We start from the raw sequence: 14263 nt of genomic DNA on the forward strand, positions 1-14263 counted from the left end.
CCGGGAAAGGCGCGCAGCGGATGCGCGCCCTGGGGGGTCAGCCTTTGACCGCCTTCACGATCTTTTCGGCACCGTCTTTCAGGTCGTCGGCGGCGATGACGTCGAGGCCGGAATTCGAGATGATTTCCTTGCCCTTCTCGACATTCGTGCCTTCGAGACGCACCACAAGCGGCACTTTCAGCCCGACTTCCTTGACGGCGGCGATCACGCCCTCGGCGATCACATCGCAGCGCATGATGCCACCGAAGATGTTGACCAGGATGCCTTTGACCTGCGGGTCCGAGGTGATGATCTTGAACGCCTCGGTCACCTTCTCCTTGGTGGCGCCACCGCCCACGTCAAGGAAGTTGGCCGGTTCCGCGCCGTAGAGCTTGATGATGTCCATCGTGGCCATCGCAAGGCCTGCGCCATTCACCATGCAGCCGATCTCGCCATCGAGGGCGATGTAGTTGAGATCGTATTTGGAGGCTTCGAGTTCCTTGGGGTCTTCCTCGGTCGTGTCGCGCAGTTCGGCGATGTCCGAGTGACGATAGATCGCGTTGGAGTCAAAGCTCATCTTCGCGTCGAGGCATTTCAGGTCGCCCTTGTCGGTCAGGATCAGCGGGTTGATCTCCAGCATCTCCATGTCCTTTTCGAGGAACAGCGTATAGAGGATGCCCATCAGCTTGACGCATTGCTTGACCTGCGCGCCCTCGAGACCCAGCATGAAGGCGATCCGGCGGCCGTGGAACGGCTGGTAGCCGGTGGCGGGATCAACCGAGAAGCTGAGGATCTTGTCGGGGGTGCTTTCGGCGACTTCCTCGATATCCATGCCGCCCTCGGTCGAGGCGACGAAAGAGATGCGCGATGTCTGGCGGTCGACCAGGAGCGCGAGGTAGAATTCCTTTTCGATGCCGGACCCGTCTTCGATATAGATCCGGTTCACCTGCTTGCCGGCCGGGCCGGTCTGCTTGGTGACGAGGGTGCGGCCGAGCATGCGCTTGGTTTCCTCGGCGGCTTCCTCGACCGACTTGGCGAGGCGGACACCGCCGGCTTCGCCTGCGCCGGGCTCCTTGAAGCTGCCCTTGCCGCGGCCACCTGCGTGGATCTGCGCCTTGACCACCCAGAGGGGGCCGTCGAGTTCGCCCGCGGCGGTCTTGGCCTCTTCCGCGCGCAGCACGACGCGGCCATCCGAGACCGGGGCGCCGTAGGAGCGAAGGAGGGCCTTCGCCTGATACTCATGGATGTTCATGAAAAAGTCCCGTTTTGCTACGATCAGGACAGATATACCCACATGCTTGACGCCGGTTTAAACCGTTTTCTTACATGGGGTGGATATTTCGGGCAATTTTCCGGGTTTTGTGATCACACAAATTATTGCTGTGATCACAAAGAAAATATCTTGGATTCCGCATGTTTGAAAAGAATCAATGCGGCGAATGAAAACGGCGCCCCCGGAGGGGCGCCGCGAAAGGCTGCCGACTTGCTCTGCTGTTACGCCAGCGAGCTGTCGATTTCCTTGCAGGCCTTGACCAGGCCTTTGACCGCATCGACGGATTTGTCGAACATGGCCTGTTCGTCCTTGGTCATCTTGATGTCGAGAATGCGCTCGATGCCGCCTGCGCCGATCACTGTGGGCACGCCGACATAGAAGCCGTTCAGCCCGAAGGCGCCATCGACATAGGCCGCGCAGGGCAGCACGCGCTTCTGGTCCTTGAGATAGGCTTCGGCCATCTCGATCGCCGACGTGGCGGGCGCGTAGAAGGCCGAGCCGGTCTTGAGCAGGCCGACGATCTCGGCACCGCCGTCGCGGGTGCGCTGCACGATCGCGTCCAGTTTGTCCTGCGTGGTCCAGCCCATCTGCACGAGGTCGGGCAGCGGCACGCCGGCCACCGTCGAATAGCGGGTCAGCGGCACCATCGTGTCGCCATGACCGCCCAGAACGAAGGCGGTGACGTCTTTCATCGAGACGTCGAATTCAAGGCTGAGGAAGTGGCGGAAGCGGGCGCTGTCCAGCACACCGGCCATGCCGCAGACTTTTTCATGGGGCAGGCCCGAGAATTCGCGCAGCGCCCAGACCATCGCATCGAGCGGGTTGGTGATGCAGATCACGAATGCGTCCGGGGCGTTGTCGCGGATGCCTTCGCCCACGGATTTCATGACCTTGAGGTTGATGCCCAGAAGGTCGTCGCGGCTCATGCCCGGCTTGCGGGGCACGCCGGCGGTGACGATGCACACGTCGGCGCCAGCGATGTCGGCGTAGTCCTGGGTGCCTTTCAGGCGGGCATCGAACCCTTCGGAGGGGCCGGATTCAGCGATGTCGAGCGATTTGCCTTCGGGTGTGCCTTCGGCGATATCGAACAGGACGACATCGCCCAGTTCCTTCAGCGCGGCAAGGTGGGCAAGGGTGCCACCGATCTGTCCTGCGCCGATGAGGGCAATCTTGGGTCTGGCCATTGGATTCTGTCTCCGGTCGGTTGGAATTTTCGCGCTTGGGGTAGTCCCAATTTGCGCCCTGCGCAAGACCGGCGCGCGATGCAGGCCTTACGGGCTGTTTCTGGCCGGGGCAGGCAAAACGCGCTAACAGTGCCGGGAAACAGGGGTTTACGGGCAAAAATCATGCTGGCAATCGAATTGGGCCTTTTCGCGGTTGCGGTGCCTGCGGTGCTGATGGCCGGGATTTCCAAGGGCGGATTCGGTTCGGGCGCGGCCTTTGCGGGTGCGTCGATTCTGGCGCTGGTGGTGCCGCCGGGGCAGGCGCTGGGCATCATGCTGCCGCTGTTGATGCTGATCGACGTCTCGACGCTCAGGCCGTATTGGCGGCGCTGGAGCTGGCGCGACGCGCGCCGGCTGATGCTGGGCGGTGTGCCGGGGGTGGCGCTGGGCGCGGTGCTTTACAAGGTGGCGGATGCCGATCTGTTGCGGTTGCTGATCGGTGCGATCTGTTTCCTGTTCGTGGGCTGGCAGATCGCGCTGCGCGCCGGGCTGATGCGGGTGGCGGCACGGCCGCTGCCTGGCTGGGCGGGGGTGCTGGCCGGCGTGGTGGCCGGGTTCACGAGCTTCGTCAGCCATGCGGGCGGCCCGCCGGCCGCCGCCTATCTGTTGTCGCAGCGACTGGACAAGACGACGTTCCAGGCGACGACGGTGCTGACCTTCTGGGTCTACAATATCGTGAAATTCGTGCCCTACGCGTTCCTGGGCATCTTTACCGCCGAGACCTTGCTGATCGACCTCGTGCTGGCGCCGGTCGCGGTGTTTGGCGCTTGGCTGGGGGTGCGCGCGCATCGGATCGTGTCGGAACGGGCGTTCTTTGCGGTGACCTATGTCTTGCTGACATTGACCGGCGGCAAGCTGATCTGGGATGCGCTGACCTAGGTGTGTGGTGGCCGAGAAGGTGGCATTTTCTGCGTTGCGGCGACAAAGCACTTGAATTTTTCGCGCGAAAAGTGGCATTCCGGCGCAAGTTTATTTCGGCAGTGACTCGGGAGACAGGCTTCAGATGGATACCGCGACGCGACCCTACCGCTCGGTTCTTTACATTCCCGGTTCAAAGGAACGGGCGCTGGAAAAGGCGCGTGAGCTGCCCGCGGATGCGATCATCTTCGATCTGGAGGACGCGGTTGCGCCCGAGGCCAAGGCCGAGGCCCGCGAGACGCTGGCGCGCGCGCTGGCCGAGGGCGGTTACGGCAAACGGTCGCGGATCGTGCGGATCAATGCGCTGACCACCGAATGGGGTCTTGAGGATGTGCGCGTGCTGGGCGAGGCGGGGGCGGATGCGATCCTGCTGCCCAAGGTCAACACGCCTTCGGACGTGGACAACCTGGCCGACATGCTGGGGCCGCAGGTGCCGATCTGGGTGATGATGGAAACGCCCGCCAGCGTGTTCAACGCCCGCGAGATCGCCGCCCATGCGCAGGTCACGGGGCTGGTCACCGGCACCAACGACCTGACCAAGGATCTTGGCTGCCGTTATCGCGCCGACCGCCTGCCGCTGATGAGCGCCTTGCAGATGATCGTGATGGCCGCGCGCGCGGCGCGCGGTGTCGTGGCGATCGACGGGGTCTACAACCGGTTCCGCGACGGCGACGGGCTGAAGGCCGAATGCGAACAGGGGCGCGACCTGGGATTTGATGGCAAGACATTGATCCATCCCGCGCAGATCGAGGTGACGAACACCGCCTTTGCGCCGACGCAGTCGGAAATCGAGACCGCCGAGCGCCAGATCGCCGCCTATGAGGAAAGCAAGGCCTCGGGGCAGGGTGTGGCCGTGGTGGACGGACAGATCGTCGAGAACCTGCATGTGGTCGCCGCCAAGCGCCTGCTGGGCAAGGCCGAGGCGATCAGGGAAATGGCAACGGAGTAAAATGACATGGCTTATCTTGTTCTGGGGCTGATCCTCTGGTCGGCGGGGCATATGTTCAAGCGGTTCGCGCCGGGTGCGCGGGCAGGCATGGGCGACGCCGGCAAGGGGCTGGCGGCGCTGGTGATCCTGGCGGGCGTGGTGCTGATGGTGATCGGCTATCGCGCGGCGGATGGGGCGTTTTTCTGGGGGCGGCATCCGGCAACGGTGGGCATCAACAACCTTCTGATGCTGCTGTCGGTCTACCTGTTCGCCGTATCGGGGATGCAGACCGGGCTGGCGCGCAAGATGCGCCATCCCATGCTGACGGGCGTCAAGGTTTGGGCGCTGGCGCATCTGCTGGTCAATGGCGATGTGCCCTCGTTCGTGCTGTTCGGCGGTCTGCTGGCCTGGGCGGTCGTCGAGATGATCGTGATCAACAAGGCCCAGCCCAAATGGAGCCCGCCCGCGCCTGCGCCAAAGCGTAAGGAAATCGCGGCGCTCGGCGGGACGGTGGTGGTTTTCGCGGTGATCGCGGCGATCCATTACTGGCTCGGTTACCCGGTCTTCGGGTGACGCGATGAAGCTCTACCGATTCCTGTCGGCTGACGACACGTCGGCGTTCTGCCACAAGGTCAGCGCGGCGCTGGCCAGGGGCTGGGAGCTGCATGGCGGGCCGACCTATGCCTATGACGATGCCAACGGGGTGATGCGCTGTGGTCAGGCCGTGGTGAAAGAGGTCGAGGGCGAATACAGCCCCGACCTGAAACTGGGGGAACAATAAGCATGGCCAAGACCAATCCGGGCCGCTTCTTCGAGGATTACCGCGTTGGCGACGTGATCGAGCATGCGGTGCCGCGCACCGTATCTGGGGGCGAGCGCGCGCTTTATCACGCGCTCTATCCGGCGCGTCATGCGCTTTATTCATCGGATGAGTTCGCACGCCGGTGCGGTCTGCCTGCAAGCCCGCTTGACGATCTGGCGGCGTTCCATGTGGTCTTCGGCAAGACGGTGCCGGACGTGTCCCTGAACGCGCTGGCCAATCTTGGTTATGCCGAGGGGCGCTGGCTGAAGCCGGTGTGGCCTGGGGATACGCTGCGCTCCACCTCCGAGGTGATCGGGCTCAAGCAGAATTCCAATGGGAAATCCGGCGTGGTCTGGGTGCGCACGCGCGGCGAGAACCAGCGCGGCGAAGTGGTGATGGATTACGTCCGCTGGGTCATGGTGCGCAAGCATGACATGGACGCCCCCGCGCCCGAAACACTGATCCCCGAGCTCAAGCCCGCGCTGGAGGCGAGTGACCTTGTGGTGCCCGAGGGGCTGGATTTCTCGGATTACGATTTCACGCTGGCGGGCGAGCCGCATCGCTGGGGCGATTACGAGGTGGGCGAGCTGATCGACCATGTCGATGGCGTGACCGTCGAGGAGGCGGAGCACATGATGGCCACGCGCCTTTGGCAGAACACGGCCAAGGTGCATTTCGACGTGACCGCGCGTGAGGATGGCCGCCGCCTGATCTATGGCGGGCATGTGATCTCGATGGCGCGCGCGCTCAGCTTCAACGGTTTGGCCAATGCGCAGATGATCGTCGGGCTGAATGGCGGTGCGCATGCGAATCCCTGCTATGGCGGAGATACGATCCGGGCCTGGTCCGAGGTGCTGGACAAGGCCGAAACCCCGGCCCCCGGCGTTGGCGCGATCCGGTTGCGGCTGGTCGCGACCAAGGGCGGAGAGCCGTTCACACGCAAGGGCGATGATGGTAAATATCTGCCTCATGTGATGCTGGACCTGGATTACTGGGCGTTGATCCCCGTTTGAGCCAGGTGGCGCGGGGCACATTCGGCGCGGTCGCGGTCAATCACATATTGTTTTTAGAATGTGAATGACTATGTTCGCGCAACTGTCCTTGCTGTCGGAGCAAACCCATGCCCATGAAATGGCCCGCCTTGCGGGTGATCGCGTCGATCTTCCTCCTGGCCTCGCCGGGAGTGGCAGCTGACCTTGTCATCGAACCGGTGACCGTCACCGACTGGAAGGCGGTTTACGGACGGGTCGAGACCCGCGACCGGGTTCCGGCACGCGCCCGTCTGGGCGGGACGCTCGAGGAATTGCTGGTGGCCGAGGGCGACCGTGTCGAAAGCGGCGACCAATTGGGCCGGGTGGTGGACGCCAAGCAGGATTTCCAGCTGCGCGCCATCGACGCACAGATACAGGCGGCGCAATCGCGGCTTGAGAATGCCGAGGCCGAGCTGGCCCGCGGCGAGGAATTGCTGCAACGTGGCGTGACCACGGTGCAGCGGCTGGATTCGCTGCGCACGCAGGTCGATGTGATCACCAACGAGATCGCGGCGGCGCAGGCCGACCGGCACGTGATCGAACAGCAGGTGGCCGAGGGCGCGATCCATGCGCCGCTTGGCGGCGTGGTTCTGGATGTGCCGGTGACGACGGGCGCAGTGGTGACGCCGGGCCAGACGATCGCGACGCTGGGCGGTGGCGGCGTGTTCCTGCGCCTTGCCGTGCCCGAGCGCCATGCAACAGCGCTGGTCGAGGGCGACGCGATCCGGATCGAAGGGCCGGAAGGTGCCCACGAGGGGCGGCTGGCCAAGATCTATCCACTGATCGAGAACGGGCGCGTGATCGCCGATGTCGAGGTCGAGGGGCTGAGCGCGCGTTTCGTGGATGCGCGGGTGCTGGTCCGCCTGCCGGTCGGTGAGCATCAGGCCCTGATGGTGCCGAAAGATGCGCTGATCACGCGCGCGGGCCTCGATTTCCTGAACGTCGCGCATGAGGGCGACACGGTACTGCGCAGCGTCGTGCCGGGGCCGGTGCATGATGTGGATGGGGCCGCGATGGTCGAGATCCTGACGGGTCTCAGGCCCGGCGACGTGGTGGTGACCGGACATGAATGATCGGGGCGAAAGCGGCCGCGGCCTGGGGCTGGCCGGGGGGCTGACACGCGCGTTTATCGCCTCGCCGCTGACTCCGCTTCTGATCCTGGCTGCGCTGGCCGTGGGGCTGATCGCGCTTGTCAGCCTGCCGCGCGAGGAAGAGCCGCAGATTTCCGTGCCGCTGGTGGATATTCATATCAGCGCCTCGGGGCTGACCGCCGAGGATGCGGTGCAGCTGGTGAGCGAGCCGATGGAGAACATCGTGCAGGCCATCGACGATGTCGAGCATGTCTATTCCCAGACACGCGATGACGGGGCGATGGTGACCGCGAGGTTCGAGGCGGGGACATCGGCGGATGCGGCGATTCTGCGGGTGCATGAAAAGGTGCGCGCAAACCTCGACCGCATTCCGGTGGGGATCCCCGAGCCGTTGATCGTCGGGCGCGGGATCAACGATGTTGCCATCGTGACGCTGACCCTTTCGGGCAAGCCGGGGCACGAGGTGTCGTCCTATGATCTCACACGCATCGCGCGGGCGTTGCGCGGTGAACTGACCAAGATCGAGGATGTCGGCCTGACCTATCTGACAGGCGAGGCGCAGGAGGCGATCCGCATCGCGCCCGATCCCGAAAGGCTGGCGATGCATGGGGTGACCCTGCAACAGCTTGCCGGCAAGGTGCAAAGTGCCAACCGGGCCTTTCGCACCGGGCAGGTGCGAGATGGCGGCGCGCAGATCGACCTGATCGCGGGTGAGACCCTGACCGGCCCTGCGGAGATCGCGAGCCTGCTGCTGACCACGCGCGACGGGCGGCCCGTCTATGTGGGGGACGTGGCCGACATCGCCTTCGTGCCCGATATGTCCGAGCATTACGTCGCCAATGTCACCCGCGACGCGGCGGGCGACCTGCATCGCGCCCCTGCCGTGACGCTGGCGCTGGCCAAGCGGGCGGGCGCGAATGCCGTGGTGGTGGCCGAAGAGATCCTGCACCGGGTTCACATGCTGGAGGGCGAGCTGATCCCCGAAAGCGTGGCGCTGTCGGTGACGCGGGATTATGGCGAAACCGCCAATGAGAAGGCCAACGAGCTGCTGTTCCACCTGGCGCTGGCCACGGTGTCGATCATCGCGCTGGTCTGGCTGTCGATCGGCTGGCGCGAAAGCATCGTGGTGGCGGTGGTCATCCCGATGACGATCCTGCTGACGCTGTTCGCGGCCTGGATCATGGGATACACGCTCAACCGCGTCTCGCTGTTCGCGTTGATCTTTTCCATCGGCATATTGGTCGACGACGCCATTGTCGTGATCGAGAATATCGCGCGGCACTGGCAACTGGATCGCGGCAAGAGCCGGATTCAGGCGGCGATCGACGCGGTGGCGGAGGTGGGCAACCCCACCATCGTCGCCACGCTGACCGTGGTCGCGGCGCTTTTGCCGATGCTGTTCGTGTCCGGCCTCATGGGGCCGTATATGAGCCCGATTCCGGCCAATGCCTCGGCGGCGATGATTTTCTCGTTCTTCGTGGCGGTGATGGTGACGCCATGGCTGATGGTGAAGGTGGCGGGCCGGGGTGGCAGTGATCACCACGAAGAGGGCGAGGGCCGTCTGGGCCGGATCTACCGCCGGGTGGCGGTGCCGATCCTAGCGACCAAGGCGCGCAGCGGTCTGTTCCTGGCGGTGACGGTGTTGGTGTCCTTCGGTTCGCTCGGGCTGCTTTATACCAAGGACGTGACGGTCAAGCTGCTGCCCTTCGACAACAAATCGGAACTGTCGGTGGTCGTGGATCTGCCCGAGGGCGCATCGGTCGAGGCGACGGACGCGGTGATGCAGCAGGTGGCGCAGAAGGCGATGGACCTGCCCGAGGTGATCGAGGCGCAGACCCATGCCGGTGCCGCTGCCCCCTTCAATTTCAACGGTCTCGTGCGGCACTACTATCTGCGATCCATGCCCGAACAGGGCGATGTGCAGATCATGCTGGCGCCCAAGGGCGCGCGTGAGCGCACCAGCCACGACATCGCGCTGGACCTGCGCCAACGGCTGACGGGGCTGGACCTGCCCGAGGGCACGGTCTTGAAGACTGTCGAGCCGCCGCCCGGCCCGCCGGTTCTGGCGACGCTGCTGGCCGAGATCTATGGCCCCGATGCCGAAACCCGCCGCGAGGTGGCCAGCAAGTTGCGCGGCGCCTTCGAGGAGGTGCCTTTCATCGTCGATGTCGATGACAGTTTCGGCGAACAGCCGCGTCGCCAGCGGGTAACGATTTCCAGCGACGACCTGGAGTTCTTCGGCGTGCAGGAAGGCGATGTGTTCGACACGCTGGAAATTCTCAACGGTCAGACCGTCGTGGGCTATTCGCATCGCGGCGAGGGGCGCGACCCGATCCCCCTGACGGTGGCACGGGCCAAGGGCGACCGGGTGGTCGACCAGCGCTTCCTGTCCACACCGATCCCGGCCAATGTGCTGCCCGGCGCGCGCGGCGTGGTGGAACTGGGCGACGTGGTGCAGGTGCAGGACGAAGAGGCCTCATACCCGATCTTCCGGCGCAACGGGCGCAACCTCGAGATGGTGACGGCTGAACTGGCCGGGGATTTCGAGGCGCCGCTTTACGGGATGCTGGCCGTGGCCGACAAGATCGACGCGATGGACTGGCCCGAGGGCCAGAAACCCCGCATCGCCATGAATGGCCAGCCCGAGGACGAAAGCGGCGTGACGCTTTTGTGGGATGGCGAATGGGAGGTCACTTTCGTCACTTTCCGCGACATGGGCGCGGCCTTCGGGGTGGCGATCCTTGGCATATATATCCTGGTGGTGGCACAGTTCGGGTCGTTCCGGGTGCCGCTGGTGATCCTGACGCCGGTGCCGCTGACCTTTATCGGCATCATGGTGGGTCACTGGCTGTGGGGCGCGCCCTTTTCGGCGCCGTCGATGATCGGGTTCATCGCGCTGGCGGGGATCATCGTGCGCAACTCGATCCTGCTGGTGGATTTCATCCGCCACACCGACCCCGAGGGCAAGACCATGCAGGAGATCCTGATCGAGGCCGGGGCGATCCGGTTCAGGCCGATCCTGCTGACGGCGCTGGCGGCGATGATCGGGGCGGCGGTGATCCTGGCCGATCCGATCTTTCAGGGGCTGGCACTGTCATTGTTCTTCGGCCTGATATCGTCCACCTTGCTGACAGTGCTGGTGATTCCTGCGATCTACCGTGTGTTCAAGACCTGAAAGGGCTTTTGTGATCACGGATGCACGTTGCTGACCGACCTTGCGGGAGGAGGGGGCTGAGTCTCTCTTGCGGGGATGATCGCTCTCAAAAGGCGGCCGCTGGCCAAGGTTTTGTGATCACGCGATAAATGATGTGATCACAAATGGGGGTTTATGCCTCGAAATGCCGGAAGATTCCGGTGATTGGGGCTGTGCAAAAACATCTGGGGCGCTAAAAGATACCCGTGAACCGACGCGGCCCGCAAGGGCGGGCCATGCGCAGGCAGACGAAAACGAAGGGACCGACCATGGCCGACGTGAACCGGGGCGACCGCCCGCTTTCACCTCATCTGCAAGTCTATCGCCCGCAACTTACCTCGATCACCTCGATATTGACGCGGCTGACCGGCAATGCGCTGATCGTCGGCTTCGGCCTGATCATCTGGTGGCTGCTGGCCGCGGCGACGGGGCCGGAATATTTCGCGCTGGCGGACCGGGTCGTGACCTCGTGGTTCGGCGACCTTGTGCTGACGCTGTCGCTCTGGGCGATCTGGTATCACTACCTGGCCGGGTTGCGGCATCTTTACTATGACGCCGGCAAGGGGCTGGACATTCCCACCGCCGAGCTTCTGGGCTGGGCCTGCGTCATCGGTTCGGTCGTTCTGACCGTCATCACATTGATCATCATCTGAAAGGGAGGCCAGCCATGCGTTTTCTGACCGCACGCAAGCGCGCCGAGGGCCTTGGCGCCGCCCGTAGCGGAACCGAGCATCACTGGTACATGACCGTCAGCGCCGTCGGCCTGGCGCTGATCGTTCCGATGTTCCTGTTCGTGCTGGGTCGCACCATCGGCGGCACCCATGACGAAGTCAGCGCGGTGTTCGCGCATCCGGCGATGGCGATCCTGACATTGCTGGTGCTTTATGTCGGGCTTCAGCATTTCCGCAGGGGCGCGCAGACCCTGATCGAGGATTACTCGCGCGGGATGACCCGCAAGATCCTGATTATCGGTGTGACCGTGCTGTCCTATGGCCTGATGGCCACGGGCATGTTCGCTGTCGTCAAACTGGCTCTCTAACCCCGGAGTTTTCAAGCAATGGCTGCTTACGAATACGAGACACATGATTACGACGTGGTTGTCGTCGGGGCTGGCGGCGCGGGGCTGCGAGCCACGCTGGGCATGGCCGAACAGGGGTTGCGCACAGCCTGTGTGACCAAGGTGTTCCCGACGCGTTCGCATACGGTTGCGGCACAGGGCGGGATCGCCGCATCGCTCAGCAACATGGGGCCGGACCACTGGCAGTGGCACATGTATGACACCGTGAAGGGCAGCGACTGGCTGGGCGACACGGACGCGATGGAATACCTTGCCCGCGAGGCGCCCAAGGCGGTCTATGAGCTCGAACATTACGGGGTGCCGTTCTCGCGCACCGAAGAGGGCAAGATCTATCAGCGTCCCTTTGGCGGTCATACGACCGAGTTCGGCGAAGGCCCGCCGGTGCAGCGCACCTGCGCCGCCGCGGACCGGACCGGCCACGCGATCCTGCACACGCTTTACGGACAGAGCCTCAAGCAGAAGGCCGAGTTCTATATCGAATATTTTGCCATCGACCTGATCATGAGCGATGACGGCGCCTGCACCGGCGTGGTCTGCTGGAAGCTGGATGACGGCACGATCCACGTGTTCAACGCCAAGATGGTCGTGCTGGCCACGGGCGGCTACGGGCGCGCCTATTTCAGTGCCACAAGCGCACATACCTGCACCGGCGACGGTGGCGGGATGGTGGCGCGCGCGGGGCTGCCGCTTCAGGATATGGAGTTCGTGCAGTTCCACCCCACCGGCATTTACGGCTCGGGCTGCCTGATCACCGAAGGCGCGCGCGGTGAGGGCGGTTACCTGACCAACTCGGAAGGCGAGCGGTTCATGGAGCGCTATGCGCCCAACTACAAGGACCTTGCGCCGCGCGACTATGTCAGCCGCTCGATGACGATGGAGATCCGCGAGGGCCGGGGTGTGGGCACGCATGGCGACCATATCCACCTGAACCTGAGCCACCTGCCCAAGGAGGCGCTGCAACTGCGCCTGCCGGGTATCTCGGAAAGCGCACGCATTTTCGCGGGCGTCGACGTGACCAAGGAGCCGATCCCGGTGCTGCCGACCGTGCATTACAACATGGGCGGCATCCCGACGAACTACTGGGGCGAGGTTCTGAACCCCACCGCGAAAGACCCCAACAACATCGTGCCGGGCCTGATGGCCGTGGGCGAGGCGGGCTGCGCCAGTGTTCACGGGGCGAACCGCCTTGGTTCGAACTCGCTGATCGACCTCGTGGTGTTCGGGCGCGCCGCCGCGATTCGCGCGGGCAAGGTCGTGGACGCCGAAAGCGCGGTCCCCGAGACCAACACGGGCCAGGTGGACAAGGCGCTCGATCGCTTCGACGGGCTGCGCCATGCCGATGGCGCGGTGCCGACTGCTGACCTGCGGCTCGAGATGCAGAAGACCATGCAGGAAGACGCCGCCGTGTTCCGCACATCCAAGACCCTGGCCGAGGGCGTCAAGAAGATGGGCGAGATCGCCGGCAAGCTGGATGATCTCAAGGTCACCGATCGCTCATTGGTGTGGAACTCGGACCTGATGGAGACGCTGGAACTGACCAACCTCATGCCGAACGCGCTGGCGACGATCACCGGCGCCGAGGCGCGCCAGGAAAGCCGCGGTGCCCATGCGCACGAGGACTTCCCCGAGCGCGACGACAAGGCATGGCGGGTGCATACGATCGCGCGGGTGGAGGGCAACAAGACCAGCCTGGAATACCGCCCGGTGATCGAGGCGCCGCTTTCGACCGAGAAGGAAGGCGGGATCAGCCTCAAGAAGATCGCGCCGAAGGAACGGACATTCTGATGGCTTGCCACATGCGCATCAAGGCGCAGGGAACGAAAGATGCCACGAGGCGACAGCCTTGCGGCAAGGCGCGCGCCGCCTGAACAGGAGAGAAGAATGGTTCAACTCAGACTCCCCAAGAATTCGCGCATGATCCGGGGCAAGACCTGGCCCAAGCCGGAGGGCGCGAGCAACCTGCGCAAGTTCCAGATCTATCGCTGGAACCCGGACGAGGGCGACAATCCCAGCGTCGACACCTACTTCGTCGACATGGACGATTGCGGGCCGATGGTTCTGGATGCGCTTATCTACATCAAGAACAAGATCGACCCGACGCTGACCTTCCGGCGGTCATGTCGCGAGGGGATCTGCGGCTCCTGCGCGATGAATATCGACGGGATCAACACGCTGGCCTGTATCTATGGCATGGACGAGATCAAGGGTGACGTGAAGATCTATCCGCTGCCGCATATGCCGGTGGTCAAAGACCTGATCCCGGACCTGACCCATTTCTACGCTCAGCATGCCAGCATCATGCCGTGGCTGGAGACCAAGACGAACCGCCCCGCCAAGGAATGGCGGCAGTCGATCGAGGACCGCGAAAAGCTGGACGGCCTTTACGAATGCGTGATGTGCGCCAGCTGCTCGACAGCCTGCCCCAGCTATTGGTGGAACGGCGACAAGTATCTTGGACCGGCGGCTCTGTTGCATGCCTATCGCTGGATCATCGACAGCCGCGACGAGGCCACGGGCGAGCGGCTGGACGATCTGGAAGATCCGTTCAAGCTCTATCGGTGCCACACGATCATGAACTGCACCAAGACCTGCCCCAAGGGCCTGAACCCCGCCAAGGCGATTGCCGAGATCAAGAAGATGATGGTCGAACGGCACGTGTGAGGCCGGGATAGTGCCGCACCATGGCTGATATCTGGTCCGCGCTGCTCCTGACGCTGATGGCGGGGGCGGCGATGCCCATCGGGGCG

General features: G+C 64.0%; 13 protein-coding genes. 11 read left to right on the top strand and 2 right to left on the bottom strand.

All coding sequences use genetic code 11. The annotated features are described in order from the left end of the window. Nucleotides 1-37: 37 nt before the first annotated feature. Together sucC and mdh are read right to left on the bottom strand one after the other, a co-directional pair. Nucleotides 38-1231 carry an ADP-forming succinate--CoA ligase subunit beta gene (gene sucC / locus QZ268_RS17180; protein ID WP_085819107.1) on the bottom strand — a complete coding sequence of 398 codons (1194 nt, stop codon included), beginning with the start codon at nucleotides 1229-1231 and terminating at the stop codon, nucleotides 38-40. Between the two features lie 242 nt (nucleotides 1232-1473). Continuing rightward, the gene (gene mdh / locus QZ268_RS17185; protein ID WP_085819106.1) at nucleotides 1474-2436 is read right to left on the bottom strand and encodes a malate dehydrogenase; all 963 of its coding nucleotides are present in this window, start codon (nucleotides 2434-2436) and stop codon (nucleotides 1474-1476) included. A gap of 162 nt (nucleotides 2437-2598) precedes the next feature. Between mdh and QZ268_RS17190 the strand changes: the two genes are divergently transcribed. From QZ268_RS17190 to QZ268_RS17240, 11 genes are all read left to right on the top strand, one after another. Continuing rightward, the gene (locus QZ268_RS17190) at nucleotides 2599-3354 is read left to right on the top strand and encodes a sulfite exporter TauE/SafE family protein (RefSeq protein WP_085819105.1); all 756 of its coding nucleotides are present in this window, start codon (nucleotides 2599-2601) and stop codon (nucleotides 3352-3354) included. A gap of 124 nt (nucleotides 3355-3478) precedes the next feature. After that, nucleotides 3479-4342 (top strand): CoA ester lyase, encoded by an 864-nt coding sequence (locus QZ268_RS17195; protein WP_085819104.1) that lies wholly within the window; start codon nucleotides 3479-3481, stop codon nucleotides 4340-4342. Between the two features lie 6 nt (nucleotides 4343-4348). Beyond that, the gene (locus QZ268_RS17200; protein WP_085819103.1) at nucleotides 4349-4894 is read left to right on the top strand and encodes an NnrU family protein; all 546 of its coding nucleotides are present in this window, start codon (nucleotides 4349-4351) and stop codon (nucleotides 4892-4894) included. Nucleotides 4895-4898: 4 nt separating this feature from the next. Beyond that, complete coding sequence (locus QZ268_RS17205; protein ID WP_085819102.1) at nucleotides 4899-5102, top strand: DUF1737 domain-containing protein; 204 nt, start codon at nucleotides 4899-4901, stop codon at nucleotides 5100-5102. Between the two features lie 2 nt (nucleotides 5103-5104). Then, nucleotides 5105-6136: a MaoC family dehydratase gene (locus QZ268_RS17210; RefSeq protein WP_085819101.1), complete on the top strand. Its 1032-nt coding sequence runs from the start codon at nucleotides 5105-5107 to the stop codon at nucleotides 6134-6136. 113 nt (nucleotides 6137-6249) lie between these two features. Continuing rightward, entirely contained in the window at nucleotides 6250-7227 is a 978-nt protein-coding gene (locus QZ268_RS17215) for an efflux RND transporter periplasmic adaptor subunit (protein ID WP_121143681.1), read from the top strand. Then, on the top strand, nucleotides 7220-10420 hold the full coding sequence (locus tag QZ268_RS17220) for an efflux RND transporter permease subunit (RefSeq protein ID WP_295454985.1): 3201 nt from the start codon (nucleotides 7220-7222) through the stop codon (nucleotides 10418-10420). Before QZ268_RS17215 ends, QZ268_RS17220 begins: the two co-directional genes overlap by 8 nt. A 287-nt stretch (nucleotides 10421-10707) precedes the next feature. Continuing rightward, nucleotides 10708-11091, top strand: a complete 384-nt coding sequence (gene sdhC, locus QZ268_RS17225) for a succinate dehydrogenase, cytochrome b556 subunit (RefSeq protein WP_085819098.1) — start codon at nucleotides 10708-10710, stop codon at nucleotides 11089-11091. Between the two features lie 14 nt (nucleotides 11092-11105). Continuing rightward, nucleotides 11106-11477 carry a succinate dehydrogenase, hydrophobic membrane anchor protein gene (gene sdhD, locus QZ268_RS17230; protein ID WP_085819097.1) on the top strand — a complete coding sequence of 124 codons (372 nt, stop codon included), beginning with the start codon at nucleotides 11106-11108 and terminating at the stop codon, nucleotides 11475-11477. Nucleotides 11478-11495: 18 nt separating this feature from the next. After that, nucleotides 11496-13301, top strand: a complete 1806-nt coding sequence (sdhA, locus tag QZ268_RS17235) for a succinate dehydrogenase flavoprotein subunit (protein WP_295454987.1) — start codon at nucleotides 11496-11498, stop codon at nucleotides 13299-13301. 96 nt (nucleotides 13302-13397) lie between these two features. Further along, the gene (locus tag QZ268_RS17240) at nucleotides 13398-14177 is read left to right on the top strand and encodes a succinate dehydrogenase iron-sulfur subunit (RefSeq protein ID WP_295454988.1); all 780 of its coding nucleotides are present in this window, start codon (nucleotides 13398-13400) and stop codon (nucleotides 14175-14177) included. Nucleotides 14178-14263 lie beyond the last annotated feature (86 nt).

It is taken from the genome of uncultured Pseudophaeobacter sp., assembly GCA_905479575.1.
Taxonomy (GTDB): domain Bacteria; phylum Pseudomonadota; class Alphaproteobacteria; order Rhodobacterales; family Rhodobacteraceae; genus Pseudophaeobacter.

What these genes read in the sequence shown, in the direction of transcription:
- sucC (WP_085819107.1), bottom strand. Translation starts at nt 1,231, where the DNA reads ATGAACATCCATGAGTATCAGGCGAAGGCCCTCCTTCGCTCCTACGGC.
- mdh (WP_085819106.1), bottom strand. Translation starts at nt 2,436, where the DNA reads ATGGCCAGACCCAAGATTGCCCTCATCGGCGCAGGACAGATCGGTGGC.
- QZ268_RS17190 (WP_085819105.1), top strand. Translation starts at nt 2,599, where the DNA reads ATGCTGGCAATCGAATTGGGCCTTTTCGCGGTTGCGGTGCCTGCGGTG.
- QZ268_RS17195 (WP_085819104.1), top strand. Translation starts at nt 3,479, where the DNA reads ATGGATACCGCGACGCGACCCTACCGCTCGGTTCTTTACATTCCCGGT.
- QZ268_RS17200 (WP_085819103.1), top strand. Translation starts at nt 4,349, where the DNA reads ATGGCTTATCTTGTTCTGGGGCTGATCCTCTGGTCGGCGGGGCATATG.
- QZ268_RS17205 (WP_085819102.1), top strand. Translation starts at nt 4,899, where the DNA reads ATGAAGCTCTACCGATTCCTGTCGGCTGACGACACGTCGGCGTTCTGC.
- QZ268_RS17210 (WP_085819101.1), top strand. Translation starts at nt 5,105, where the DNA reads ATGGCCAAGACCAATCCGGGCCGCTTCTTCGAGGATTACCGCGTTGGC.
- QZ268_RS17215 (WP_121143681.1), top strand. Translation starts at nt 6,250, where the DNA reads ATGAAATGGCCCGCCTTGCGGGTGATCGCGTCGATCTTCCTCCTGGCC.
- QZ268_RS17220 (WP_295454985.1), top strand. Translation starts at nt 7,220, where the DNA reads ATGAATGATCGGGGCGAAAGCGGCCGCGGCCTGGGGCTGGCCGGGGGG.
- sdhC (WP_085819098.1), top strand. Translation starts at nt 10,708, where the DNA reads ATGGCCGACGTGAACCGGGGCGACCGCCCGCTTTCACCTCATCTGCAA.
- sdhD (WP_085819097.1), top strand. Translation starts at nt 11,106, where the DNA reads ATGCGTTTTCTGACCGCACGCAAGCGCGCCGAGGGCCTTGGCGCCGCC.
- sdhA (WP_295454987.1), top strand. Translation starts at nt 11,496, where the DNA reads ATGGCTGCTTACGAATACGAGACACATGATTACGACGTGGTTGTCGTC.
- QZ268_RS17240 (WP_295454988.1), top strand. Translation starts at nt 13,398, where the DNA reads ATGGTTCAACTCAGACTCCCCAAGAATTCGCGCATGATCCGGGGCAAG.